This is a genomic window from Herbaspirillum sp. VT-16-41 (assembly GCF_001994935.1).
In the GTDB taxonomy this organism is placed as follows: Bacteria; Pseudomonadota; Gammaproteobacteria; order Burkholderiales; family Burkholderiaceae_D; genus Herbaspirillum; species Herbaspirillum frisingense.
Genome location: NZ_MUXB01000079.1, coordinates 46,288 through 70,428, shown reverse-complemented (window position 1 = coordinate 70,428; position 24,141 = coordinate 46,288). Strand labels below are relative to the sequence as shown.

Below are 24,141 nucleotides of genomic sequence, written 5' to 3'. Positions count from 1 at the left end.
TCAGGCTCGCCTCAGATGGTGGCCCTCAGGTAGAAGGTCTGGTCGCCATTTTCCTCGGGCGCGGAGAATTCGAAATCCAGCGGCGCGCTGGCATCGCGCGCGACCGTCAGGAAGCCCAGACCCGCACCCTTGCTGTCGGGCGGTGTTTCAGAACGCAGCATTTCCTTGTAGGCCAGCTTGATCTCGTCATTGGTCAGCGAGCGCAGATGTTCCAGTTTCGTGCGTAGCTTGCCGGCCATGTCGGCATCGACCGGATTGGCGCAGTGCAGGAAATAGCGGCCATCGGTCTGGGTGATGAAGACCGCGCCATGGCGCATCGGCGGCTCGGTGACCTTGCCTTCCTTCTCATGCAGGTCGGCCGAATAGTGGACGATATTCTGTGCCATCTCGATGAAGGAGGAGAACAGCTTGCGGCGCGTCTGTGCCAGGGCGCCAGTATGCTCGGCGCGCAGCTTCACGGCCTCGGCCATGGCGGCGATGATGGTCTGGGAAAAATAGCCGACGTAGTAAAAGACGATGTCGCGTCGCGCGACATAGCTGTGGAACTCCGCCCACTCCTGCTGGATACCGTTCATGCGTGTGTTCCGTGTTGACTGTCTTGAGTGAAGGAGGCGCCCAGGCGAGCGCCGAAGAAACAGATATCGTCGCGGCGGCGCTGCGTTCCCTGGTAATGCGCGTGAACGTCCATCACCACCCGCGCCAGTTCCGGCATGCGCAGGCTGCCGCTGCCATGCTCCAGCAACGTGCGGCGCAGGCGCTGCTTGCCGAAGGCAATGTGCTTGGGTCCACCGATCTGGTCGATCACGCCGTCGGTGCAGACGAAGACCATCGCCCCCGGTTCGAGCTGCAGACTATGGTTGTCCCACTGCATGTCATCGGGGGTATCGACATAGCCCAGGCCGACGCGCTTGCCTTCCACCGTGGCCACATCAGTGCCATCCGCAGACAGCACGAACAGCGCCATCTTGGCGTGGGCACTGGTGAGAGTACGGCTGGCGCGGTCGAACCAGAAGAAGCAGGCATCCATGCCATCATCGGATTCCGAGGCCTTGCCGGAGTCGCCATGCTGGCCCAGCACCCGCTTCATGCTGCGGTTGACCTCGCGCATCAGGCGCGCCGGGTCGTGCGGGCCATGCAGTTCCAGCGCCTGCTTTAGCGAGGAAGATGCGATCAGGGTCAGGAAGGCGCCCGGCACGCCATGCCCGGTGCAATCGGCCACGGCGGCAAACCAGCCATCCGCATGGCTTTCGAAATGGTAGAAGTCACCTCCGACCACATCGCGTGGTTCCCACACCAGGCAGGCGTCGTCCAGTGCCTGGGTCATGGCCGCACGCGAGGCGCTGAGCATGGCACGCTGGATCACGCTGGCGTAGTCGATGCTCTGCATCACCTGGCGGTTCTTTTCTTCCTGCATGGCCACCAGTTCGCGCATCAGCGCCAGACCGGCACCCAGCCCCGCCAGCCGGCCCTGGTCGACGATCAGGAAGCCATCGGCCAGGGTCTTGTCGCCCGAGGCCACGGCCAGCGCGCCCAGGGTCTCGATGGGCGTGTCGGCTTCGACGATGAGGGGGTCCTTGTCCATGAACGCGATGCAGCTCTTGCGCTCGTACAGCTCGCGGTGATACGGCTTGGACATCTGGGACATGAAGATATGACGGCTGATGAGCCCGATCGGCCGCTGCTGCTCCACCACCGGCAGGCTCACCAGCTCCTTGTGCTGACCGAAGATGTCCAGCACGGCTGCATTGTTCTCATCGAACTGGACGACCGGCACCTGTACCGCCAGCGCTCCCGCTGTCGGTTGGAACAACTTGCTCCCCATGGCCGGAGTCAGACTGAAATGGCTTTCCACCGTACACGCCCGCGTAGTGATTTCTGGATTGACCGCGGATCATATTTCATTCCTGTGACAACAATGTGACCGCGTCGCCGATGGGCGACAACGCGACATTTAAACAGAACGGTACGTCTTGCTCAAATCACGAAAAACCCGTGCGTCCCATCCCTGCCCAACTGCTCCACCAGCCCGAACTCCCAGTCGAGGTAGGCCTGCATGGCAGTGGCGGCATTGTCGGTACCTTCATAGGGACGGCGATAGCGATCGATGCGGGGCGAGAGCAGATGCTGCTCGCCACTCTCCAGAGGCAGGCCGGCCTGCGCCCACGCGGCGTTGCCCCCCTCCAGCAGATAGACCGGCTGCGACACCAGCGCCTGCAGATCGGCAACGGCAAACTGCGCCAGCAAGGCGCTCCCGCAGGTAAGCACGAAGCGTGTGGCCGCCGGGAAGCGACGTGACACGGCGGCGATCTCCGAGCGCAGCACGAACCATGCACCCGGAATATGCCCCGCCACGTAACGGGCGCTCAGAGCAACGTCGATGACGACGGTGCCACCGTGCGCGCTGGCTGCGTCATCCGCATCCAGCCAGCTCTTCAACTGCTGCGGACCAATGCGCTGCTGCGGCGTAACGGCAGCCACCGGCAGCGCGCGCGGCGCCTCACCGCTGACGGCGAAGTCAGCCGGCGTCGCGCCCTCCACGACATACACTTCCCATCCCATCTGGGCCAGCCAGGAGGCGGTCATGTCGGCGCGTACGCCATCATCGTCGGCCAGCACGATGCGCGCTCCGCGAACCGGCGCGTTCATCTCGGTCTCCTGCACCAGCTGGCCACCGGGCGCCGAGAGGAAATCCGGCAGATGCCCTTCCCGGTACTGCTCGGGCGTGCGGACATCGAATCGATAGACAGTGCGACCCGGCTGCACCAGGGTGTCCAGCGCGGCGAACGCGATGCGCTTCACCCCGGCCCGGTCGGCCACGCTGCGAGCCTGGCGACGCGACTGTTGCTGCTGGCCGACCTCGACCTGTTGCGGGAAACGACGCGCCTGCCCGTGCTCAAGCTGCTGACCGGCCAGCGTCCAGCCGATGGTGCCGTTACGCAGCGCATGCACGCGATTGGGAATGCCCGCATTGACCAGCGACTGGGTCCCGATGATGCTGCGCGTGCGACCGGCGCAATTGACGATCACACGCGTCTTCGGGTCCGGGGCGATGGCCGGCAGGCGCAGCACCAGTTCGGCGCCGGGTACGCTGATGGAGCCGGGGATGTTCATGTTCTGGTATTCATCGAAGCGGCGGGCATCGACCACCACCACGTCCTCCCCGCTGTCGAGCAAGGCCTTGACCTCTTCGGCGGAGAGCGACGGGGTATGGCGTTGCGACTCCACCAGTTCGCCGAAGGCCTTGCTGGGCACGTTCACGTCCTGGAACAGCTCGCCCCCGGCCTCGCGCCAGCCGCGCACGCCGCCGGCCAGTACGCCCACGCGGGTATAACCCAGGGTGCGCAAGCGCAGCGCGGCACGCACGGCCAGCCCTTCGCCGTCATCCAGCGTGACGATGCGCACGTCACGGCGCGGCAGGCGGCTACAAGCGTTCAGTTCCAGATGGGAGTACGGGAAATTGGCAGCAAACAGCGGATGCGCTTGCGCATGCGGTGCTTCTTCGCGCACGTCGAGCAGGGCGATCTCTTCGCGGGCCAATAGCGCGGCACGCACCTCGGCGTAGCTGATGACAGGGATGGAAGCAGCGGCGTGGTCTTGAGTCATGAGGAAGCTTGTTCGATGGAGAGGTCCCAGATATTGGGCAAGGTGGAATTGGAATAGCCGGAGATGAACGGCACGCGCCGTCCATCCGGGTGATACACGGAACGCCGGACCGCGCCGATATTGGCGCCATAGACATGGATGCTGATCGACACCTGGTCGGCAAAGGCATTGCTGACCTGATGCACGTCGTGCAGTTCGGGATGATCGGGCGCCACCGCCTCCACCTGTCCGGCCTGCAACAGCGCGCGTTCGCCCACCGGCTGCAGCTGCCCGCGCTGCCAGCCAAAGGACTGCGCATGCTCGGCGCCGCGCAGCACGCCGATCAGTCCCCAGACGGTGTGGTCATGTATCGGCGTACGCTGCCCCGGCCCCCAGACGAAGCTGACGACAGAGAAGCGTTGGGCCGAATCGGCATGCAACAGGAATTGCTGGTAACGCTCGGGATGCGGCTGGGCATAGGCATCGGGCAACCAGTCATCGTGCGCCACCAGTTGGCGCAGCAAGGCGCCGCCCTGCTCCAGGATGATGGCCTGCCCAGGCTTGCCATCGAGCAGGCCGGCAAACCCGGTGATGAACTCGCGCAAGCGCCACAGCTGCTTGCCGGATGGATGGGGTGTTGCCATGTGTCCCTCTCTGTTTTCGCGGTGACCGGTCTGCGCCGGCTCAGACGCGCACTATAAATCATTTCCCGATATCCCGATGAGCCCGCCAGTGTGGCCATGCGACAGGCCAGGGTCAACGAAGCTGTACGCATATGGATATGCGCAGGCTCATCTTCAGGCTCTCCGTCATCGCCGTCGGTGCGCAGCCGCGTCCACATCGCGGCTTGGGCCTACAGACTGGCGGCGCGGCCCTTCTTACCATGAAGCGTCAATATGGAGGCAAGCATGAGCGATAGCAAACCCGCAGGCATTCCTGCCCAACACCAACCCCGGCAACCGGGTGACGAACAGCAGATGCAACCCCGCCCGCAAAGCGCACCGGCCGGCGAACCCGGACGACTGCTGGCGGGAAAGGTGGCCCTGATCACCGGCGGTGACAGTGGCATCGGCCGCGCTGTCGCCCTGGCCTATGCGCGGGAAGGGGCCAAGCTGGCCATCGTCTATCTGGATGAGGAAGAAGATGCACGGAGGACCCAGCAGGATGTCCAGGCACTGGACGCGCCCTGCCTGCTGCTGCCCGGCGATGTCGGGTCGCCCGAGTTCTGCCGCCGTGCCGTGCGTTCGGTGATGGATGCCTATGGCCGTCTGGATGTGCTGGTCAACAATGCGGCCCAGCAGTATCCGGCCGACAGCATCGAGCAGATCTCGCCTGAGCAGCTGGAGCATACCTTCCGCACCAACATCTTCTCGATGTTCTACATGGTCAAGGAAGCCATGCCCTTCCTCACCCGAGGCGCGCGCATCATCAATACCACTTCGGTGACGGCCTATCGTGGCAGCAAGCATCTGGTGGACTATGCCGCCACCAAGGGCGCGATCGTGGCCTTCACGCGCTCGCTGTCGCAACAGCTGGCGCCCGCCGGCATCCACGTCAACGCCGTGGCCCCAGGACCGATCTGGACCCCGCTGATCCCCTCCAGCTTCAGTGCGGAAGAAGTCGCCAGCTTCGGCAAGAACGTGCCACTGGGCCGCCCCGGGCAGCCGGACGAAGTGGCACCGGCGTACGTGTTCCTGGCCACCGAAGGCGCTTCGTACATGACCGGGCAGGTGCTGCATCCCAACGGGGGCGAGATCGTCAGTACCTGAGCCTGTTGCTGCGGCGAGCGCGGTAAGAGAACCTGAGGATGGGCGAGATGGCCTCAGGAAAACCCCGATGGCGACAGTGTTGCCATCGGGGCATGATGAGCTTGTCCACGACCATCGCGAGAGCCCCTCATGCACAAGACCGCCCTGATCGCCACTTCCCAACCCGAAGTCAGCCGCGCGCTGACCGAATGGCTGGCTATCAACGACATCGATATCCAGATCGCCGGCAGCGGCAACGATGCCATCGAGCACATCGCCCTGGACCGGCCCGACCTGGTGCTGGCCCAGCTGGCCATGGAAGGCATGAGCGGCCTGCGCCTGGCGCACTACCTCAAGGCACAGGACACGCTGGCCGATGTACCGGTGATCCTGCTCTGCCGCGATGAGCGGGAGATGGATCTGGTGAAGGGACAATGGCCTGCCTTCCTGTGCGCGGGATCCCTGAACCCGGCACTCATTTCCGAACTCAAGCGAGAACTGGTCAACTAATTCCTGTTTCCGCACTTCCGGCGCGGCGGCGGCGATGCCACTGCGCCACGCTCCATCCACCACCGACCACGATGGCCAGCAACAGCGCCGCGCTGAGCGCACGATGCTGGCTCACCCAATGCCGTGTACTGCGCCAGGCCTGTTGATACGGGAAGCGCGCCGCTGCGGCAAAGTCCGGTTCCACGCAGTGTTGCCCAAAGTCCGCTGAGAACGGCACGGCGGCACCCTGCCGCACATAGCGAAGATAAAGTTGCTCGGCACGCGGCTGGTCGTAATACACGAAATTCACACCCTGGCACAGCACCGCCGCGAAGGCTTGCGAGCGCGGCGGCAGTTCGTCGGCCGCCTTCATGGCGTAGCCCGCTGCGATGTCGCGGTAGTGGAAGCGCTTGTAGGGCTTGGCTTCACTGGCGGCATAGCGCTGGCGCTCACCCTCGGTCACCAGCGGCCCGGGCAGGTCGGCCTGGGCACGCGCCTGGGGCGTGGTCGGAAGCGGTTTGTTCTCGTCGCCATACGGGGCTGCAGCACGTCCGGCGCCCCAGGGATAGCTGCCGCCATAGACGGCGAAGTCCGGCCCCTGTTCGTATCCCATGATCTCCATGCCCTGGCGCCGCGCAATCACGGCTGCCTCGTACCAGCCCTGGGCGCGACTGTTGGCGCGCCAGGCATGCTGCCCGCGCTCCAGCGCCTGGCCATAGTCGCGTGCCTTGGCGCGTACCCGCCAGGTCACCGGCAGTTCCTTGCCGTTGTCGTCGTAGCTGCTGTCGACGAAACGCTCGTCGCGTTCATCGGGGAAGTAGGCCAGTGATGCTTCCACCCTGCCCTCGCGCACCAGACGGCGCGCCAACAGTTGGCGCAGACGGTCTTCCACCGTGACCGCCGACAGGCCCACCGCGACCCAGCGCAGGGACTGCCGGCCGGGTTCCTGCTGCGCCGCTGCCTTGGCGACCGCTTCCGGTGACGGCATGGGCGAAGCCGGGGCGTGGGCGTCCACATAGGTCTTCAATTCGTCGGTGGTCAGCACCCGCTCTGCGACGTAGGCGAGATCGTTGTAGTAGTCGGTGTAAGCGGCAAATCCATTGCCGCCGGCCTGCGCAGTCTGGCGAGCGGCGCGGTGGAATTGCGCCAGCGCTTCCACGTACTGGCCGCGTGAGAGCGTCAGCACCCCCTGCTCGCCGACCAGCAGATTGGCATTGCCCGGTTCGACGCTGGCATCGTTACGCGGGAATCCCTGCGCGGCACGGGCATAGGCTTGCGCTGCGCCGTCATTGTCGCCCTGGCGCAGCGCCAGCTTGGCGCGTACCCACCAGGACAGCGCCGACTCCTGCCGGCCGGCCAGCGAGGCCGCGAGGTCATACCGACCGGTGCGATAGGCCAGTGCAGCCACGCGATCGGCCCCGGCGATCTTTTCCAGACCACGCCGGCGCAGGGCGTCGACCAGGTTCACCAGCACCGGATTGGGCTGGATGCGGCTGCCGCGGGCGGCATCGGCATACCCGGAGGAGCCGCTACCGGCTGCGCCCGGGTCGTAGTCACTACCGGCCATCTGCGGGCCTTCGCTGACATCGCCCACGCGCGCCAGCGCATAGGCCACCAGCAGCTTCTGGGCGACCGCATCATCGATGAGCGCCATGGTGATCGCCGGGCGCGCCAGGCTCCACGCGGCCAGCGCCTGCAGCGAGGAGGGTGCGCTATAGGAGCCGCGCGCGGCCTGCTCCGCGTACAACCGGATGGCCTGCTTCAGATCGGCCGGCGGGATGCTCTCGCCACAGTTGCGGCCCTCGTTGAAATCGGACCAGTTGCAGGCGCCCGCCGCGCCGACCAGCAACAGCCTCGCCTGTTCGCCATAACTGGCCACCGCCAGCCCCAGCGGATCGGGCGCGCCCGCTGCCGCCAGGGTACGGGCCTTGTCGAAATTGGCGATGGCCTGTGCCCGCTGGCCTTGCATGGCATGCAGGCGACCCAGCATGTAGGCCGCCCACACGGCACGCTCGCTGGCCTGCGCCGGCGGCAAGGCCAGCACGGCCTCGAAGCGCTGGCGTGCCGGTTCCAGCGCGTTGCGACGGAAGTCCTCTGCGCCGGCAGTGTAGAGCCGGATCGCAGGCGGCAGCGCAGCACCGGCGGCATAGGCGGCCTCACCATCGGAGGCGGCGCGCATGGCCTGCAGCGCGGCCCATTGCGTGGCGTCCAGTTGCCCCTTCTCCAGCATGCGCAGCGAACGCGGATCATCGGGACTGCCACTGGCCTGCTCGTAGCCACTGCCCTCGTCGGCCTGCAGCCGGTCGGTCGCAGTCACCAGATGAGCGGTCTCCCAGGTGAAGGAATTGGCGGGAGTGTTGCGCAGGCTGCCGGCACGGTTGTCCAGCAGCTCCAGCGGGAAGTCCGGGCCACAGGCCACTACCGTGGCCGCGCCCAGGACCAGCAGTGCGCTCAGTGCGCAGGCAATGCGGACGGCCGGGTTGGTTCGTTTCATCAGGATCCCATTTCCAGTGTGATATCCGGGGCGGCCGCATCGTCGCAGCGCAACCACCCGATGGTGCGGCTGGCACCGGCGCGTAGCAGGCCAGCCTGGCTCAGGCGCAGGTAACGTCCCTGCGCATCGTTTTCCAGCGTGTAGCCATTGATGCCGTCAGCGGTGCAGGTGTTCCCGGCCGGTCCGGCCGGTGACGGATATCCCTGGCGCACCCGTATGCGCAGCGGCAAGGGGGCGTCGGCATTGCCGGCATTGTCCAGGCGGATGTCGCGTGCAGGCTGGCCCGGCTGGGCGGCCACCAGTTGCACCGCCAGACCTTCCTTGAGCGGCTTGCGCTGCAGGACGGCGATCCAGGTCGACAGGCTCCAGGCGCGACGATCGTCTCCGGTCGGCAGGCGGAACCAGACGATGCCGGCCAGGCCCGCCGGTGGCGCTTTTTCCAACTGCGTGACGAAGCGCGCCATGGTGCGTGGCTCGGCCATGAGCTCCTGCGCCACGCCACCGACCAGCAGCGCCGACTCGCTCTCGACGGCGGCGATCCTGCCCTGCCCGTTCCAGACCACCCGCGATCCATAGGCCGGCAAGGCCACGTGCCAGGGACGACGGGTGCGCTGGGCATATTGCTGCATCCAGTCCTGGGCACGCTCGGCATCGAACAGGCCCAGGCGTGGGTCCTGCACCGCATGCACCTGCAACGTGGATGCATCGGCCACGGCCAGCAGATCGGCCAGGCGCGGGCTGGCCAGCCAGGTGGGCAAGGCGGTCACGGTCAGGTCCAGCGGGGCGATGCGCGTCTTGAGGCTGCGCAGGAAGGCGGTGTATTCGGGCAGGCGCGCGGTGGCGCAGTCATAGTCGATTTCCAGCGCGGCCGGCTGCAATCCGCGCTGGCGCCAGGCGTCGACCAGTTCCAGCAGATGGGTCTGGATGGCGGCACCATCGAAGCGCGCCAACTGGCCATTGATACGCACCGTCATCAGCAGCGGCCGACCGGTAGCGGCCAGCAGGGCGGCATCGGGCTGGATGTCGACCCAGCCGCCGGAGGCCCCCAGCTCGGCGGCCAGCACATGCCAGCGCGCCACATGGGCATTGGAGGCAGACAGGGCATTGCGCAGCGCGGGCGTCCACTGGCGCTGCCAGACATAGACATCCTGGGCCAGCCCGACCTCGGTGGCGGGATGGCGAGAACAGGAGGCCAGCAGCACGGTCAGCACGAGCCAGGTGAACAGGCCGGTGGAGAGGCGCCAGCCGGCGCAACGGAGCAAAGGAGGCATGGTCGACGGATCGGGGACGGCCAGAGGTGCCGGCATTGTACGCGAGCCATCCACAAAAACGACCAGGCCCGGTGCCTTGCGGTCACCGGGCCTGGTGGCGTCAGGATGTCGAAGTGCGGATCAGGCGCGATAGCCCTTGCTGCTCATCGGCACGAAGGCCAGCAGCACGCCCAGGATGGACAGACCGATCACGTACAGCGCCGGGCCTTGCGGGTCAGCCTTGATCCACAGCGAGATCAGCACCGGGGTCAGGCCACCGAAGATGGCATAGGCCATGTTGTAGGCGAAGGACAGGCCGGTGAAGCGCACCGCCGGCGGGAAGGCGCGGGTCGAGACGATCGGGGTCAGCGAGATGCTGCCCACGAACAGGCCCACCAGCGCATAGCCCCAGATCAGCGATTCGGGCGAACCCGGCAGCTGGCCGTAGAACCACCAGGTGGACAAACCCAGTCCGCCCCAGCCGATGATCATGCTGGCCCGGGTGCCGATGCGGTCGCACAGCCAGCCGATGGCCAGGCAGCCGATGGTCAGCATCAGGGTACCGGCGCAGTTGGCCTGCATCACCAGCTTGGCTGGCAGGTGATGCACGGTCTGCAGGTAGGACGGGGTCATCAGGATCACCACCACCACGGCGCCCGACAGGCACCAGGTCATGCCGGCGGTCAGCATGCTGGCGGCGCGATGTTCGCGCAGGACGGTCTTGAGCGGCAGTTCGGTGGATTGCTTGCGGCGCGCGGCCAGTTCACGGAACACCGGCGTTTCTTCCAGGTAGCGACGCAGGTAGACCGACACCAGGCCGAACACGCCGCCCAGGATGAAGGGGATGCGCCAGGCGTAACCCGCCACCTCGGCCGGTGCATAGACGCTGTTGATGAAGATGCCCATCAGCGAACCCAGCAGGATGCCGCCGGTGATGCCGGCAGTCAGCGAGCCGACGCCGAAGCTGTAGCGATTGGCCGGGACGTGCTCGGCCACGAACACCCAGGCGCCGGGCATCTCACCGCCGATGGCCGCACCCTGCAGGGTGCGCATCAACAGCAGCAGGATGGGCGCGGCCACGCCGATGCTGGCATAGGTCGGCAACAGGCCGATCACCAGCGTGGGCACGGCCATCAGGAAGATCGACAGCGTGAACATGCGCTTGCGGCCGATCACGTCGCCGTAGTGGGCGATGATGATGCCGCCCACCGGACGCGCCAGGTAGCCCGCGGCGAAGATGCCGAAGGTCTGCAGCATGCGCAGCCATTCCGGCATGTCAGCCGGGAAGAACAGCTTGCCGACGACGGCGGCAAAGAACACGTAAATCACGAAGTCGTAGAACTCCAGCGTGCCGCCCAGGGCCGACAGGCCCAGGGTGCGATAGTCGGAGGAAGTGAGGGGGCGATGCTGGGACTCGTTCAAGGCCCCGGTAAATTCAGCGGAAGTGGTCATGATGGTTCACTAACGGCAAAGCAGACATCCGGCGCGACTCCGCCGCTGCACGACGTGCATGGGAATGGCGCAGCGGGCCGGGTGGCCTGCTTCATCTTTTCGGTCGGGTGGTCGCAGACGGCATGTCTGCGCAGGACAGATTCAGCAAAAAACGTAGAGTAGAGATATACGATTTAGCGTCGAAACTGACTTAATGATACCCGAAAGCGGCAAAACTTTCGCGACGCAGCATTTCTTGCCGTGACTGGAAAGCTGCGCAGCATCGGCAGCGGTGGCACGTTGGGAGCGCTGCAGAAGGCAAAAAGCCCGCATTGCAATATATTCGCAATGCGAGCTTCAAATATGAACGTGCTGGCAGGCGGTTCGCCCGCAAAAGCAGGTGGTACCGGCACTGTTGCGAGCCGGCCACCGATAGGCAGGTCAGGATTCCAGCACGATATCGACCGACGAACTGCGACGCAGCATCAGGAAGCCTTCGCCGTAGATGTTGCGGATCTGCATGGGCGACTCCGGCAACGAGCGCAATTTCTGCCGCACACGGTAGATCAGTGCGTCGATGCGGTGGGCATCGTACTCTTCCCCGCCGGAGCGCAGCAGGTCGAACAGCTGGCCATGCGACACCGGATAATTCGGACTCTGCAGCAGAGCCGCCAGGGCGGTGCTCTCCTTGTCGGTGAATTGCAGAGCCACCGCCCCATTGCTGGAGAGGCGCCCCGAGCGGCGATGGAAGGCCCAGGTCTCCGACTGCGGCGAACTCTGGTGCGGCGCCGTCTTCATGCGGCGCGCCAGGGCCGTCAGGGTGGCCGAGACTTCGTCCAGCTTGACCGGCTTGGCCAGGGTGTAGTCGGCGCCGTCGCTCATGCAGCGCACCCGTTCTTCGCTGCGACTGGCAGCGGTCAACACGATGATGCCCATGGACGGGAAATGCTGGCGCAGCGAAGCCAGTTCGGGCATCAGGCTACCGTCAGGCAGACCGACGTCGGATAACAGGATGTCGGGCTGGCGGCTCCTGAGGATATCCCGCGCCTGTGCCAATGCGGAACAGACCGAGATTTCATATCCCAACTCCCCCACGTGCGCGCTCAGCGAATTGCGCCACTCAAGATCGCTTTCAACAATTAATACTTTCATACTCTAGCGTTCCGGATGAAAACTGTTTTTATGACTTCCGGAGCATCCCCCGCGTACTGTTCCGTACGTGCATCCGGGCCTACCTGCAGGCAGGGAGATGCTTTCCATAATCACAACGTTATACAGAAAATATCTGCGCATAAAATCATAAAAACTCGCAGATCCCTCAGCCCTGAAAACTCCGCTGCGCCTGGCTTTGCGCGCTTTGGCGCAGCAGCCCGGTGACGGTTCCAAGGAGGTGGTCGACCGAGCAAGGCTTGAGAAGAAAGGCAGCAATGGTGGGAATGCGGGCACTGGCTGCAGGCAGGTGCGCACTGATCAACACCACCGGGATATGGCCGTAGCGCTCATGCGACTTGATATAGCGCGCCAGCTCCATGCCATCCATGCGCGGCATGCGCAGATCGGTCAGTACCAGCGCCGGCGTATCGGCCTGCATCACGGCCATGGCTTCCACCCCGTCGGCCGCCGCCAAGACCTTCAATCCCCCTTGGCGCAGCAGCTCGCACAGCATTTCGCGCGAGTCCGCATGGTCTTCGACGACCAGTACGGTCATTTGCTTGTCGCTGGTTGCCACAACATCCCTCCTGTCCTTCATCCCGCACACGATGTCACGGTGACTTGTTGTGACTGATGGTGATGGTTGGCGATGAATCGGGATATCAGGAAATTCCTGAAACTCTCGACAACATTGCCGCCTGGCCACGCGGACAGTGCGACGAGGCGCCCCCTGCACGGACTGCGGGCAGGGGTAAAAACGACGAAGTGAAGGAACGCAAAAGAGACGCCGACCCGCGCCCGGCCAAGCTCGGCCGTAGGGCGGGCAGTCCGAGGGGGATCAGGGAGAGGAAGGCAGCAGGCGCTGGATTTCTTCCAGCAGGCGGTCGAAGAAGACGGGCTTGCGCAGGAACAGGTTGTGACTGGATTGCGACAGATCGTGACGCTCCGGCGCCCCGCTGCACAGGATGACCGGCAAGTTCTGTCCGCCAGGCAAGGCGCGCAGCGCGGCGCACAGCTCCAGCCCATTCATGACCGGCATCATGCAATCCGAGATGACCAGGTCTGGCCATTCCTGCTGCGCTTTGACCAGCGCATCGGCGCCATGCTGAGCCGTCACCACCCGGAATCCATGCAGCTCCAGCAGCATGGAATAGGTATCGGTGATATCGATCTCATCGTCGACGATCAACAGTAGCGGCAATGCCGCCGTTGGTGCGGATGACACGCCGGACATGGTCAACGTCCATCCGCAACCGGCGCGGTAGAGGGGGAGACCAGGCCATCGATCTCAATGCCGGCATCCGAAATGTTCATCAGCCGGCTGGCGCCGTCATAGCCGTTTTCGCGCAGTTTCATCACTGAAATCTGGCGACGGCTGACATCGTGCTGGACCACGTACTCCAGCAACATCATGTTTTCATACAGCTGCGACGAGCTGGGATCGACCTGGGGCCGGGATTCGCGGAAATACGGCAGTTGCTCGGTGATGAAGGTGGTCACGCCCCGCGCCCGCAGTTCGTTGGTCAGCGCCACCAGGAAGGGCCGTACGCGCTGCTGCTGCACCACAATGCTGCGCAGGCCGTCGACGCCATCGATCAGCAGGCGTGTCACGCCACGGCTGGAGATGTTGTCCAGCATGCGCTTGGCCAGGTCATCGCACAGCATTTCCAGCGGCAGCTGCCACATCATCTGCAGGGCACCGCTCTCGATATGCTGTTCCATCGGCATGCCGGCCTTGCGGGCCTTGGCCAGCAGACGCTCGGGGGACTCGTAGAAACCGAGGATCAGGCACTGCTGGTCATCCTTCAGTCCCTGCTCGATGAAATGCAGGCCCATCAGGGTCTTGCCCACCCCGGGGCTGCCCAGCAGGCAGGTCAGGGAACCACTGACCACGCCACCGCCGATGCACTTGTCCCAGGAAGGGATACCCACGCTGACATAGCGGTCGGAGGTGCCCGGCACCTTGCCGGCGCGGGTGGCGGTGGCCTCGAAGCGCGGGAAGATCTCGACCCCGCTCTGGTTGATTTCGAAGACATGCTTGCCCAGCAGGTGATTGGCGCCGCGCAGCTTGAAGACCTTGATCTCGCGCACCAGCTGCATGCCCGACTCGTGCTGGCTCAGCTCGATGACACCGTCCACCAGGGTGTTCTCGGACTCGGGCATGTTGCCCTCCACCGGGGAAAGCAGGATGGTAGTGCAATTCATGGCGAAGACCAGGGCATTGAGCGAATGCATGAATTCCGAGAGATTCAGGTCCGAAGGCCCCGAATCGCGCACAGAACGGAAACCATCGATGATCAGCATGGCCGGACGATGGCGATTCAGTTCGGCACTGATCAGGCGCAACAGGCCACGCAAACCCTCGCTGGCCAGCGCGCCATAGCCGCTGAGCATCTGCATCTGCTCGCCGACCAGGCTTTCATCGAAGAAATCAAAATTGCTCACATGATTGAGCATCTTGGCGTGCGATTCGGCAATGAGCGTCAACAGCATCACCTTGTTGCCACCACGCGCCTGGGCAAAGCCCACCTGCGAGGCCAGCGTGGTCTTGCCGCTGCCGGCCAGCCCCTGGATCAGATACAGGCTGCCCGCTGGCAGACCGCCACCCAGGATCTCGTCAAACCCGGCAATCCCCGTGCTGATCAGGGCGACACGGCTGGGCCGGTGGCTCCCGGCGGGGGCGGATGAATGGGGCTGCTGGTGATCGCTCATGTGGATGGATGCTCGAATTTTTATTGTGCGAAGGATTAATGAGTTTTCACGCATTATACGTTCGCCCACGATATGACTAAGGTTGTCATACAGCCCAAAAGTTGCACCTTTGGGCAGGTAAACTTCCTGACATCGGCTTCAGCGAGACAATTGGCCGCCGATAATACCGGAATCGAATTCCTGGCGAGACGATCATGCAGATTGCAAGAACAACAACCACGGCAAGCACGACAAGCACTGGAGAGCTCGCATTACCGGCGGCTGCCGAACAGGCAGCGGCCAGCGACTCCGGGCATGACAGCGTGGCACTCAATGCCACCTCGACGGTGGTCAAGCTGTCCGGAGAGGCCAGGCAGCGCCTGGCCGAGGAGTTGCAGGGCAGCCTCACCGACCGGATCGGGACGGACGCGTCTTCGGCCCAGACGACCGCCAGACAGCGCAAGCTGATGGAAAAACTGCTCAGGCGCACTGCGCTGCTGAACATGGATGTGTTCAGCGCCTTGCGCGACAAGCTACGTGCGCAACTACAGCAAAAACCTCAAACTCCGTTGATCCAGCGCCAGGCCAACGACGAAAAGGCGAACCAGCAAAGGGAAGACAGCAAACCTGCCGGTCCGGCCTGATGAGGGAAAAAACGCCATTGCCCTCTCGGGAAATGGCGTTATGCACTGCGGCAATCATCAATCGGGCGCTGTACGGGCCGGCAGCGAACAGCTTGCCCCACGCAAATCAGAGTTCGGTGAAGACCGTCTCCGCTGCCAGGCGCGACTTCGGCAGCTTGGCGTTGAAATCGTCGGCACCGCTGTAGCCCAAGCCAACCAGGACCACGCTGGTGAAGCCCTGCGCGTGCAGGCCGAGTTCCTCGTCCAGCACCTTGGCATTGAAGCCTTCCATCGGCACCGCATCCACTTCCAGTTCGGCCGCGCCCAGCAGCAGCGTGCCCAGGGCGAGATAGACCTGCTTCTCCATCCAGTGCTGGGCATCCTTCAATTCATAGCGATGCAGATTGCTGTACGACAGGCGCGAGCCGCGCTGGCCGGCGCGCGCCTCGTCATTGACGAAACGGCCATCGGCCTGTTCCTTCTCCAGCAAAGCCTCCAGGTGCGTCTCACTGATGGCGGTGCGGGCGCACAACACCAGCACGTGGGAGGCATTGAGGATCTTGGGCAGGTTGTACGGATAGCCGGCCTCGGCCGCCTTGCCGATACGCGCCTTGGCCGCATCGGTCGACGCCAGTACAAAATGCCAGGGCTGGGAGTTCACCGACGACGGTGCCAGGCGCAGCAGTTCGCGCAGTTCGGCGATGATGGTCTCGGGGATCTTGCGGCTGGGATCGAAGGCCTTGGTGGAATGGCGCTTGCGGGCGGCGTGGAGCAGGCTCATGGGATTTCCTTGTGAACGGGTTGGCGAAGGTGTTGAAGAATGCGGAGGCATGCCTGTGGGAAGGCTGCTTGCATGACATCTTCCGGCAGGACGCACTTTCAAAAAAGTACGGCGCGGCAAAAACATTTTCAAAAAAAAATTGAAAGTAAAATAGCCGCCTGATCTCACCTCTGCCTTGACGCCCACCCATGATCCGCCTGGACGACCTCGCCATCTTCGTCTGCGCTGCCGACAATGGCAGCCTCTCCGCTGCTGCCCGCCAGCATGATGTCACGCCTGCCGTCGCCAGCGCCGCCATGAAGCGGCTGGAAGCCGAACTGGGCGCCCGCCTGCTGGCCCGCTCCACCCGCAGCCTGCGCCTCACCCCCGATGGCGAGCGCTACCTGCAATACGCCCGCAATGCCCTGGCCGAAGTCAATGCCGGGCGCGACGCGGTGGCCCATGGCCGGCGCATGGTGGGTGGCAATCTCTCGCTGTCGGTGCCCTCCGATTTCGGCCGCAACCTGATGTGCCGCTGGCTCGACGAATTCCAGGCACAGCATCCTGCGGTCAGTCTGCAGGTACGCATCAGCGACCGCGTGGCCGACATGTTCCGGCAACCGGTGGAGGTGGCCATCCGCTACAGTCCGCCCGACGATTCCAGCCTGGTCGCCCTGCCGCTGGCCCCGGAAAACCGGCGCGTGCTGTGCGCCTCGCCCGACTATCTGGCACGCCATGGACGCCCGCGCACGCCGGCCGACCTGCGCCAGCACAATTGCCTGCGCTACCTGCTGTCGGACATGCTGCATTCGCAGTGGACCTTCTTCAAGGACGGCACACCAATCCAGGTGCAGGTCAGCGGCGACCGCGTCTGCGACGATGGCGAGCTGGTCCACCGCTGGGCGGTCGATGGCCGTGGCCTGGCCTACAAGTCGCGCCTGGACGTGCTGGCCGACCTGCGCAGCGGCAAGCTGGAAGCGGTGATGGAAGATTATCTGGGCGAACCCTCGCCACTGGATCTGGTGTGTACCCATCGCATGAGCCTGTCACCGACGGTGCGGGCGCTGCGCGAACTGCTCGGCGAGCGCATCGCGCGTTATCTCGCCGACCGCTGAGGCGAGGTTCAGCCGTGGGTTCAGCCCTTGATGGCCAGGCGGCGCCAGCCCATGGCGGGCAGCGCCGGCAGCAACAGGCCCAGGCACAGCAGGCCCATGCCCAGCAACAGATCGGGGGAGAGACGCTCCCCGAAGATCAGCGACGACAGCGTCAGGCCCACCACCGGCACGCCCAGCATGCAGACCGACACCGTCACCGGCGACAGGCGCTGGGTCATCTGCAATACGATCAGGAAGGTCAGCGCGGTGGCCAGCGGACCGGTATAGGCGATCACGCCCCAGGAGTGCGGGTCGGCCAGGAAGGTCGGCGCACCATCGACCAGCGTCGCCAACACGCACAGCGGCACGGCCGCCACCAGCGTCTGCCAGGGCAGCAGGTCGAAGTCCAGCTTCACGCCCGGGGTCAGCTTGATCTGCAGGATGTTCATGGCCCACGACAGCGAGGCCGCGCCCAGCATCAGGTAGCCGATCATGCTGTGCAGGTCCGCATGCAGCAGCGCCGGCAGCACGATCACGGCAATCCCCACATAGCTGCAGACGGTGGCCAGCGATTGCCGGCCGTTCAGTTTGTGCTTCAATACCAGCGCGGCGCCCGGCACCACCCAGATCGAGGTGGCATAGGCGATCAGCGAAGCACGGCCCGGCATGACGAAATGCAAGGCACCGGTCACCAGTGCCGTGAACAAGCCCATCTGCAGTACCCCCACCCCGATCACCACCGGCCACTCCTGGCGAGTGGGCAGGCGCAGCTTGCCGATGAGGGCAGCAATTGCGAAGCTGAGCAACGCCGCCGAGAGGAAACGGCTGGCCGCAAACCACAGCGGCGGAATGAACTGGCTGCCGAACTTCATCACCGGCCAGTTACCGCCCCAGATGCAGATCGCCAGTACCACACAGACCAGGAACAGCCGGCTCATGGCCGGTTGCCGGGCAGCTGTGGATCGGGTGGCATGTGGGGTGGCAATGGCAGTGGACATCTCGGACTCCAATGGGCAACAGGAGCGCCACCCTGCCCGACGGCCCATGAAAAAAGGCCGCCGGATGCATGTTGCAGCGCATCCAAACGGCCTTCATGGTAGAGAACAGACGGCAAAAAGTGCTGCCGTATTTGATCTGGAGAAACTAGGTTTACAGCATTTCCTGCTCCCATTTCCTGATTTTCAGATTAATTATTCGAACAAACCAAATCGGCGCAGCATGCACCACTTCGAACTGCGCCACCCCGGTTTGATCGCAAGGCCTGCGGTGCCGCAGCAGGCCACCACGGATTTCCTCAGCGCTTGACCACCAGCGAAGAGGAACGGGACGCCGCCACCGCACCGGCCTGGCGATCCAGCGTGAACACGCCCACCAGTCCCACCAGCTTGTCGGCCTGCTCCTGCAGGGACTGCGCCGCAGCGGCGGCCTGTTCCACCAGGGCCGCGTTCTGCTGGGTGGTCTCATCCATCTGGGTGATGGCCTCGCCCACCTGCTCGATGCCGGAGCTCTGCTCATGGCTGGCGGTTGCGATCTCATGCACCACGGTCGAGACGCCCTGGATGCTGGAGACCACCTGTTGCATGGTCTGCCCGGCCTGCTGCACCAGATGCGTCCCGGCGTCGACCTTGCCCACCGAGTCATCGATCAGTTGCTTGATTTCCTTGGCTGCCGCCGCCGAGCGTTGCGCCAGCGAACGCACCTCGGAAGCCACCACTGCAAAGCCACGTCCCTGCTCGCCGGCACGGGCCGCTTCCACGGCGGCGTTCAACGCCAGGATATTGGTCTGGAAGGCGATGCCATCGATCACACTGATGATGTCCACGATCTTGCGCGACGACTCATTGATGGAGGCCATGGTCTGCACCACCTGCCCCACCACCTCGCCACCCTGGATTGCCACCTTGGCCGCACCGGACGCCAGTTCGTTGGCGTGCTGGGCATTGGCTGCATTCTGCTTGACGGTGGAGGTCAGCTCTTCCATGGCCGAGGCGGTTTCTTCCAGTGAACCGGCCTGCTGCTCTGTGCGGTTGGACAGGTCCATGTTGCCGTTGGCGATCTCATCGACCGAAGTCTTGATGGACTCGGTCGCGCCCTTGATGCCGTGCACGGTATCGACCAGACGGTCGCGCGTGTAGGCCACGGCCGCCACCAGGCTGCGGTCGTCACCACCCATGGTACGGATGGTGCCGGTGAGGTCACCGGCGGCGATCTTGCGCGCCATCTCCGCCGCCTCGCTGGGTTCGCCGCCGATGGAGCGGAAGATGTTGCGCGAGACCAGGCCCGCTATCAGCGACAGGATCACACCCAGCACCACCAGCACCACCACCGCCTGGATCAGGGCACGACGGAAATCGGCCTCGATGTCGTCGGAATACACGCTACAGATCAGGTCCCAATTCCACGGCTTGAAGCGCTTGACGAAGCCCAGCTTGGGACTGGGCTTGTCACTGCCCGGCCGCGGCCACCAGTATTCCAGGTAGCCCTTGCCATCGGCCGAGGAGCCGGTCGCCGCAATCATCTTGTAGAGCGCATTGCCCTTGGCATCCTTGAAATCGATCATGTTGCGGCCATCGAGCTTGCCATTGATCGGGTGCATCACGATGACCGAATCGGCGGCCACGATGGTGGCGTAGCCATCACCGGTATAGCGCTGGTCGCGCACGCGTGCGATGGCGCCCTTTTGTGCCTCTTCGCGGGACAGCTTGCCGTCGGCTTCCAGCTTGGCGTAGCCGGCGATGGTGGTATAGGCCATCTCGGTGACGTCTTCCAGACCGCGTTGCCGTTCGGCAATCTGCAGGTCGCGGGTCTGGTAGGCATGCCAGATCGAAAGCACCAGCAGGGCGATCCAGGAGAACACCAGCGGAAGCCAGAGTTTTTTCTTCAGGGAGAGATTGTTCATGAGCGGAAAGAGGTGGCCGTGGTTGCACTGCGTTTGTGAGGTGATCGGGAAAGCCGAATGCCCACGCCACCCGCTGCCGGGACCCCGGCGCGACGTTCACTCCCCCATTCTCGTTTACGGCCGGCAATGTCCTCGGCTAAAGGGTGATTCCAGCGAAAGTCTGTATTTTTCATGACTATTTTTCAGTCCCGGCATAGTAATTCCCAGATAACAGGAGCGCCCCGCTACTGGATGACACACGCGGCCGACCATCCCTTCGATGACGCGCTACCATCCCACAACAATACTCAAGGAGACCCATGCATGACAGCTCACGAATCTATCCTGCTGCGGCAGGACCAGGATGGCATCACCACCCTCACCCTGAACCGCCCACAGCAATTCAACGCCCTTTCGGAAGCGATGCTCGATGCGCTACAGGGACAGCTGGACCAGCTCGCACGGGACGAGAACGTGCGCTGCGTGATCCTGGCTGCGCAAGGTCGCGCCTTCTGTGCCGGCCATGACCTGCGCGAAATGCGGGCCACGCCCGAGCAGGCCTACTACCAACAGCTGTTCGACCGTTGCAGCCGGCTGATGCAATCGCTGCGCGCACTCCCCGTGCCGGTCATCGCCAAGGTACAAGGCCTGGCCACTGCTGCCGGTTGCCAGCTGGTGGCCAGCTGTGACCTGGCGGTTGCGGCCGAGAGCGCCCGCTTTGCGGTATCGGGCATCAATGTCGGCTTGTTCTGTTCCACCCCGGCGGTCGCGCTGACGCGCAACCTGCCCATCAAGCGCGCTTTCGAAATGCTGGTCACCGGCAAGTTCATCGATGCCGCCACCGCGGCCCAGTGGGGCTTGATCAACCAGGCCGTCCCCGATACTGGACTGGACGCCGCCACGCTGGCGCTGGCGCACGAGATTTGCAGCAAGCCCGCCATCTCGATCCGGCGCGGCAAGGCCATGCTGTACCGACAGCAGATGATGGTCCTGCCGGATGCCTACGCCCACGCGGCTGAGGTCATGGCCTGCAACATCATGGATGCGCAGGCGATGGAAGGGATCGATGCGTTTCTGGAGAAGCGGGCGCCGCGCTGGCATGCCGGAGCCGACTGACGAGCGAGCGCCGCAGGCGGCATTTATCTGACGTTTACGATGCCCACGCAAAGTTTTACCCGGATTAAACGCCCACCCACCTAAGCTGCGTGCTCCTCAACCCGTGGAGCACCCAGCATGATTCGCCGTCACCAGGAACAACATCAACAACCCCAACCCGAATTGGTCCCGCTGGGCCAGCGCCGCCTGCGCCGCGCCCAACTGGCCGGCGTGGCCGGACTGGCGACCCTGGCCGCCAGCGTGCTGCTGGCCATCGCCGTCGTGACCCCGGCGCAAGCTGAAGAAAATGCCAATGCCACACCTGTGGCCGATACTTCCGCCCTGCACCTGACGGGCAACATCGGCGTGGTCAGCCAGTACGTCTTCCGTGGCACCACGCAGACCAACCAGAAGCCGGCCCTGCAGGGCGGCTTCGACCTCACGCATGACAACGGTCTCTACGCCGGCGTATGGCTGTCCAACATCAGCTGGATTTCGGATACGAACCCGGCCGCTTCGGCCAGCCTGGAAGCGGATATCTATGGCGGCTGGAAGCCGGTCCTGAGCGACTGGCTCAACGGCGACATCGGCGTGCTGCACTATGCCTATCCCGGCAGCTATCCCGATGGCATGACCCACCCCGACACCACCGAGCTCTATCTCGGGCTGGATGCCAAATGGATCGCCTTCAAGTATTCGTACAGCACCGGCAACACCTTCGGCAATGCCGACACTCGCGGCAGCAGCTACGCCGACCTGTCGCTCACGCATGAGCTCTTCGCCGGCATCACCGGGCTGGCCCACATCGGCCGCCAGCACTACACCGGCCCCAATGCCGCCAACCTGTCCTACACCGACTGGAAGCTGGGCATGAGCCGCGACTTCTCCGGCTATGTGCTGGGCCTGGCCTATACCGGCAGCAACGCACCCGATGCCGGCTACACCCTGCGCGGCAAGAACATCGGCCGCAATCAGTGGATCGCGTCGCTCAACAAGAGCTTCTGATCCCCCAACCATGCGCAAGGAGGAAGTCCATCATGCGTAGCCGTCTGCACTGGAAACGGGGCGAGGACCGCCTCCATCCGCTCTCGCCGCGCCACCTGTTCCTGCGTACCGCGCAGCGGCGGCGCTACCGCTGCATGCTGGTGGCGCTGCTGATCTTCCTGATATGCGCCGGCATGGCACCACTGACCCAGGCAGTGGCCCCTTATCGCGCTGAAGACGACTACGGCCCCTCGTCGCAGGCCCTGCAGCACCGCGAGGACTGTCGTCGCCAGATCGGCCAGGTAATGGCGGGGAAGATAGAAAGCGAGGATTTCGTGGCACGCAGCGATCGCGAATATTTCCGCTACGTGGTCCGCAAGGACCTGCGCGAAGTGATGTTCATCTGCGATGCGCGCAGCGGCGAAATCCGGCGCCAGATCGACCTATGGGGGGACCTTTAGGTTCACTTCCCGTCCCTGAGCGTGCGATGGACTGGACAAGTGGCGGGGCTGACGGCAAGATGCCGCATCCCCGCCGCTACTCTTTTCATCAGACTGCTCATGCAAGCCGATTACGCCACCATCCTGCAATGGATCTATCTGTTCAATTCACTGGCCCTGGCCCAGCTGGCCCTGAAGCAACTGGGGCGACGCCGCAAGGCGAGGCAGCTGGAACAGGGGTTTCGTGCTGCGCAGACCAGCGACTGGCGCGCTACCGCGCCTGACTTCCTGTTCGCCAGGCTGGGCAAGCCGCATGCGCAAGTGGAACAGGATGACGGCAGCACCCTGCAGCGCTGGCGTGGCGAGCGCCACTGGCTGGATGCGGTGTACCGCGACGGGCAATGCCAGAGCGTGGAGATTTCCGCGCACCAGGAAGAGAGCTTCCCCACCGTCAATACCTACTTCAACTGCGCCGTGCTGGCAGTGCTGGCCTGCGCCTGGAAATTCTCGGGCCTGGCCGATGCACCGGAGCTGCCGGTGGCCGCAGCGGCCAAGCAGTATCTGTCCAACTTCATCGTCTTCGTGGCGGGTGCCTGGCTGCTGTCCTTCGTGCTCAAGCGCCAGCGCATGCTGCTCAATCTCGGCTGCATCGCCATGGTGGTGCTGGCGCTGCCCTTGCTGAACTGGCCTTGATCGCCCTGACCGCAACGACTATTCAGCCACCACGTCGGCCAGCCGATAGCCCACGCCGATCTCGGTGAGGATGTGCACCGGCTGGGCGGCATCGCGCTCCAGCTTCTGGCGCAGGCGCTGCATGTAGATGCGCAGGTAATGTCCATCTTCCACGTGCGACGGTCCCCAGCCGGCCACCAGCAATTGGCGGTGCGTGATGACGCGCCCGGCATCGCGCAGCAGCGTGGCCAGCAGGCGATATTCGATCTGCGTCAGATGCAACGGCTCACCATTGCGCGTGACGCTGCGCGCCGGCAGATCCACCGCCACCTCCCCCATGCGGTAGCGACCGCTGGCCTGTCCCGTGGCGGAAGCACGCGCATGGCGGCGCAATTGCGCGCGCATGCGGGCCAGCAACTCGGGCATGCCGAAGGGCTTGACCAGATAATCGTCGGCCCCGGCGTCGAGCGCCTCCACCTTTTCGGACTCCTGGGTGCGGGCCGAGAGGATCACGATGGGCACGCTGCTCCAGTTGCGGATTTCGCTGACCACCTGCTTGCCGTCGCCATCGGGCAGGCCAAGATCGACGATGATCAGGTCGGGCTTGCGGGTACCGGCCTCGGTGATGCCTTCGCGGGCGGTACGGGCTTCGTGGACGATGAAACCTTCCTGTTCCAGCGCGCCCTTGACCAGTTTTCGGATGTGCGGGTCATCTTCGATGAAGACGATATTGCCTGCGTGTTCTTGCATGGTGTTCC

Annotated in this window: 24 protein-coding genes; 9 read left to right on the top strand and 15 right to left on the bottom strand. The window is 64.3% G+C overall.

All coding sequences use genetic code 11. The annotated features are described in order from the left end of the window. Positions 1-11: 11 nt before the first annotated feature. The 4 genes from BTM36_RS05290 to BTM36_RS05275 all read right to left on the bottom strand — a co-directional run bounded on the left by BTM36_RS05290 (position 12) and on the right by BTM36_RS05275 (position 4,226). Entirely contained in the window at positions 12-575 is a 564-nt protein-coding gene (locus BTM36_RS05290) for a SiaB family protein kinase (RefSeq protein ID WP_006462073.1), read from the bottom strand. Further along, positions 572-1,852 carry a SpoIIE family protein phosphatase gene (locus tag BTM36_RS05285; protein WP_077235468.1) on the bottom strand — a complete coding sequence of 427 codons (1,281 nt, stop codon included), beginning with the start codon at positions 1,850-1,852 and terminating at the stop codon, positions 572-574. Before BTM36_RS05285 ends, BTM36_RS05290 begins: the two co-directional genes overlap by 4 nt. A gap of 122 nt (positions 1,853-1,974) precedes the next feature. Then, positions 1,975-3,603 carry a rhodanese homology domain-containing protein gene (locus BTM36_RS05280; RefSeq protein ID WP_077235467.1) on the bottom strand — a complete coding sequence of 543 codons (1,629 nt, stop codon included), beginning with the start codon at positions 3,601-3,603 and terminating at the stop codon, positions 1,975-1,977. After that, on the bottom strand, positions 3,600-4,226 hold the full coding sequence (locus BTM36_RS05275) for a cysteine dioxygenase (protein ID WP_077235466.1): 627 nt from the start codon (positions 4,224-4,226) through the stop codon (positions 3,600-3,602). Before BTM36_RS05275 ends, BTM36_RS05280 begins: the two co-directional genes overlap by 4 nt. 264 nt (positions 4,227-4,490) lie before the next feature. Here BTM36_RS05275 and BTM36_RS05270 point away from each other — a divergent pair, with 264 nt between their 5' ends. Both BTM36_RS05270 and BTM36_RS05265 read left to right on the top strand, forming a co-directional pair. Then, the gene (locus BTM36_RS05270; RefSeq protein WP_077235465.1) at positions 4,491-5,351 is read left to right on the top strand and encodes an SDR family oxidoreductase; all 861 of its coding nucleotides are present in this window, start codon (positions 4,491-4,493) and stop codon (positions 5,349-5,351) included. 129 nt (positions 5,352-5,480) lie between these two features. Beyond that, positions 5,481-5,840: a PleD family two-component system response regulator gene (locus BTM36_RS05265; protein WP_077235464.1), complete on the top strand. Its 360-nt coding sequence runs from the start codon at positions 5,481-5,483 to the stop codon at positions 5,838-5,840. On the opposite strand, the gene BTM36_RS05260 is transcribed toward BTM36_RS05265, so the two are convergent. From BTM36_RS05260 to BTM36_RS05230, 7 genes are all read right to left on the bottom strand, one after another. Next, a complete protein-coding gene (locus BTM36_RS05260; RefSeq protein WP_077235463.1) occupies positions 5,833-8,313 on the bottom strand; it encodes a hypothetical protein in 2,481 nt (826 codons plus the stop codon). The two genes, BTM36_RS05265 and BTM36_RS05260, sit on opposite strands and share 8 nt — an antisense overlap. After that, positions 8,313-9,584, bottom strand: a complete 1,272-nt coding sequence (locus tag BTM36_RS05255) for a DUF3142 domain-containing protein (RefSeq protein WP_254426931.1) — start codon at positions 9,582-9,584, stop codon at positions 8,313-8,315. The genes BTM36_RS05260 and BTM36_RS05255 overlap by 1 nt, the downstream gene beginning before the upstream one ends. Before the next feature lie 120 nt (positions 9,585-9,704). Then, positions 9,705-11,015, bottom strand: coding sequence for an MFS transporter (locus BTM36_RS05250; protein ID WP_006462064.1), 1,311 nt, complete (start codon positions 11,013-11,015; stop codon positions 9,705-9,707). Positions 11,016-11,435: 420 nt separating this feature from the next. Beyond that, the gene (locus tag BTM36_RS05245) at positions 11,436-12,146 is read right to left on the bottom strand and encodes a response regulator transcription factor (protein WP_039874370.1); all 711 of its coding nucleotides are present in this window, start codon (positions 12,144-12,146) and stop codon (positions 11,436-11,438) included. Positions 12,147-12,312: 166 nt separating this feature from the next. Continuing rightward, the gene (locus BTM36_RS05240; RefSeq protein WP_077235462.1) at positions 12,313-12,723 is read right to left on the bottom strand and encodes a response regulator; all 411 of its coding nucleotides are present in this window, start codon (positions 12,721-12,723) and stop codon (positions 12,313-12,315) included. 261 nt (positions 12,724-12,984) lie between these two features. Beyond that, positions 12,985-13,380, bottom strand: a complete 396-nt coding sequence (locus tag BTM36_RS05235) for a response regulator (RefSeq protein ID WP_039874365.1) — start codon at positions 13,378-13,380, stop codon at positions 12,985-12,987. Between the two features lie 2 nt (positions 13,381-13,382). Then, positions 13,383-14,858, bottom strand: a complete 1,476-nt coding sequence (locus BTM36_RS05230) for an ATPase domain-containing protein (protein ID WP_077235461.1) — start codon at positions 14,856-14,858, stop codon at positions 13,383-13,385. A gap of 194 nt (positions 14,859-15,052) precedes the next feature. Between BTM36_RS05230 and BTM36_RS05225 the strand changes: the two genes are divergently transcribed. Continuing rightward, positions 15,053-15,481 (top strand): hypothetical protein, encoded by a 429-nt coding sequence (locus tag BTM36_RS05225; RefSeq protein ID WP_077235460.1) that lies wholly within the window; start codon positions 15,053-15,055, stop codon positions 15,479-15,481. Positions 15,482-15,587: 106 nt separating this feature from the next. On the opposite strand, the gene nfsB is transcribed toward BTM36_RS05225, so the two are convergent. Continuing rightward, positions 15,588-16,241 carry an oxygen-insensitive NAD(P)H nitroreductase gene (gene nfsB, locus BTM36_RS05220; protein WP_077235459.1) on the bottom strand — a complete coding sequence of 218 codons (654 nt, stop codon included), beginning with the start codon at positions 16,239-16,241 and terminating at the stop codon, positions 15,588-15,590. Positions 16,242-16,429: 188 nt separating this feature from the next. Between nfsB and BTM36_RS05215 the strand changes: the two genes are divergently transcribed. Then, positions 16,430-17,335, top strand: a complete 906-nt coding sequence (locus BTM36_RS05215) for a LysR family transcriptional regulator (RefSeq protein ID WP_006462057.1) — start codon at positions 16,430-16,432, stop codon at positions 17,333-17,335. A 20-nt stretch (positions 17,336-17,355) separates the two neighbouring features. Here BTM36_RS05215 and BTM36_RS05210 read toward each other — a convergent pair whose 3' ends face one another. Continuing rightward, positions 17,356-18,312 carry a DMT family transporter gene (locus tag BTM36_RS05210; protein ID WP_077235458.1) on the bottom strand — a complete coding sequence of 319 codons (957 nt, stop codon included), beginning with the start codon at positions 18,310-18,312 and terminating at the stop codon, positions 17,356-17,358. A 46-nt stretch (positions 18,313-18,358) separates the two neighbouring features. On the opposite strand from BTM36_RS05210, the gene BTM36_RS27675 reads away from it, so the two are divergent. Then, entirely contained in the window at positions 18,359-18,619 is a 261-nt protein-coding gene (locus tag BTM36_RS27675; RefSeq protein WP_139347080.1) for a hypothetical protein, read from the top strand. On the opposite strand, the gene BTM36_RS05205 is transcribed toward BTM36_RS27675, so the two are convergent. After that, positions 18,609-20,213 (bottom strand): methyl-accepting chemotaxis protein, encoded by a 1,605-nt coding sequence (locus tag BTM36_RS05205; protein WP_077235457.1) that lies wholly within the window; start codon positions 20,211-20,213, stop codon positions 18,609-18,611. The two genes, BTM36_RS27675 and BTM36_RS05205, sit on opposite strands and share 11 nt — an antisense overlap. A 303-nt stretch (positions 20,214-20,516) precedes the next feature. Between BTM36_RS05205 and BTM36_RS05200 the strand changes: the two genes are divergently transcribed. The 4 genes from BTM36_RS05200 to BTM36_RS05185 all read left to right on the top strand — a co-directional run bounded on the left by BTM36_RS05200 (position 20,517) and on the right by BTM36_RS05185 (position 23,404). After that, positions 20,517-21,308: an enoyl-CoA hydratase gene (locus tag BTM36_RS05200; protein ID WP_077235456.1), complete on the top strand. Its 792-nt coding sequence runs from the start codon at positions 20,517-20,519 to the stop codon at positions 21,306-21,308. 117 nt (positions 21,309-21,425) lie between these two features. Then, positions 21,426-22,292 (top strand): TorF family putative porin, encoded by an 867-nt coding sequence (locus BTM36_RS05195; protein ID WP_006462053.1) that lies wholly within the window; start codon positions 21,426-21,428, stop codon positions 22,290-22,292. A gap of 32 nt (positions 22,293-22,324) precedes the next feature. Next, complete coding sequence (locus tag BTM36_RS05190) at positions 22,325-22,732, top strand: hypothetical protein (RefSeq protein ID WP_077235455.1); 408 nt, start codon at positions 22,325-22,327, stop codon at positions 22,730-22,732. 99 nt (positions 22,733-22,831) lie between these two features. Continuing rightward, positions 22,832-23,404: a hypothetical protein gene (locus tag BTM36_RS05185; RefSeq protein WP_077235454.1), complete on the top strand. Its 573-nt coding sequence runs from the start codon at positions 22,832-22,834 to the stop codon at positions 23,402-23,404. 18 nt (positions 23,405-23,422) lie between these two features. Here BTM36_RS05185 and BTM36_RS05180 read toward each other — a convergent pair whose 3' ends face one another. Beyond that, the gene (locus tag BTM36_RS05180) at positions 23,423-24,133 is read right to left on the bottom strand and encodes a response regulator (protein ID WP_077235453.1); all 711 of its coding nucleotides are present in this window, start codon (positions 24,131-24,133) and stop codon (positions 23,423-23,425) included. Positions 24,134-24,141: the final 8 nt, after the last annotated feature.

Coding starts and splice junctions, on each gene's coding strand:
- BTM36_RS05290 (WP_006462073.1), bottom strand. CDS start 575: ATGAACGGTATCCAGCAGGAGTGGGCGGAGTTCCACAGCTATGTCGCG.
- BTM36_RS05280 (WP_077235467.1), bottom strand. CDS start 3,603: ATGACTCAAGACCACGCCGCTGCTTCCATCCCTGTCATCAGCTACGCC.
- BTM36_RS05275 (WP_077235466.1), bottom strand. CDS start 4,226: ATGGCAACACCCCATCCATCCGGCAAGCAGCTGTGGCGCTTGCGCGAG.
- BTM36_RS05270 (WP_077235465.1), top strand. CDS start 4,491: ATGAGCGATAGCAAACCCGCAGGCATTCCTGCCCAACACCAACCCCGG.
- BTM36_RS05265 (WP_077235464.1), top strand. CDS start 5,481: ATGCACAAGACCGCCCTGATCGCCACTTCCCAACCCGAAGTCAGCCGC.
- BTM36_RS05260 (WP_077235463.1), bottom strand. CDS start 8,313: ATGAAACGAACCAACCCGGCCGTCCGCATTGCCTGCGCACTGAGCGCA.
- BTM36_RS05255 (WP_254426931.1), bottom strand. CDS start 9,584: ATGCCTCCTTTGCTCCGTTGCGCCGGCTGGCGCCTCTCCACCGGCCTG.
- BTM36_RS05250 (WP_006462064.1), bottom strand. CDS start 11,015: ATGACCACTTCCGCTGAATTTACCGGGGCCTTGAACGAGTCCCAGCAT.
- BTM36_RS05245 (WP_039874370.1), bottom strand. CDS start 12,146: ATGAAAGTATTAATTGTTGAAAGCGATCTTGAGTGGCGCAATTCGCTG.
- BTM36_RS05235 (WP_039874365.1), bottom strand. CDS start 13,380: ATGTCCGGCGTGTCATCCGCACCAACGGCGGCATTGCCGCTACTGTTG.
- BTM36_RS05230 (WP_077235461.1), bottom strand. CDS start 14,858: ATGAGCGATCACCAGCAGCCCCATTCATCCGCCCCCGCCGGGAGCCAC.
- BTM36_RS05225 (WP_077235460.1), top strand. CDS start 15,053: ATGCAGATTGCAAGAACAACAACCACGGCAAGCACGACAAGCACTGGA.
- nfsB (WP_077235459.1), bottom strand. CDS start 16,241: ATGAGCCTGCTCCACGCCGCCCGCAAGCGCCATTCCACCAAGGCCTTC.
- BTM36_RS05215 (WP_006462057.1), top strand. CDS start 16,430: ATGATCCGCCTGGACGACCTCGCCATCTTCGTCTGCGCTGCCGACAAT.
- BTM36_RS05210 (WP_077235458.1), bottom strand. CDS start 18,312: ATGTCCACTGCCATTGCCACCCCACATGCCACCCGATCCACAGCTGCC.
- BTM36_RS27675 (WP_139347080.1), top strand. CDS start 18,359: ATGAAAAAAGGCCGCCGGATGCATGTTGCAGCGCATCCAAACGGCCTT.
- BTM36_RS05205 (WP_077235457.1), bottom strand. CDS start 20,213: ATGAACAATCTCTCCCTGAAGAAAAAACTCTGGCTTCCGCTGGTGTTC.
- BTM36_RS05200 (WP_077235456.1), top strand. CDS start 20,517: ATGACAGCTCACGAATCTATCCTGCTGCGGCAGGACCAGGATGGCATC.
- BTM36_RS05195 (WP_006462053.1), top strand. CDS start 21,426: ATGATTCGCCGTCACCAGGAACAACATCAACAACCCCAACCCGAATTG.
- BTM36_RS05190 (WP_077235455.1), top strand. CDS start 22,325: ATGCGTAGCCGTCTGCACTGGAAACGGGGCGAGGACCGCCTCCATCCG.
- BTM36_RS05185 (WP_077235454.1), top strand. CDS start 22,832: ATGCAAGCCGATTACGCCACCATCCTGCAATGGATCTATCTGTTCAAT.
- BTM36_RS05180 (WP_077235453.1), bottom strand. CDS start 24,133: ATGCAAGAACACGCAGGCAATATCGTCTTCATCGAAGATGACCCGCAC.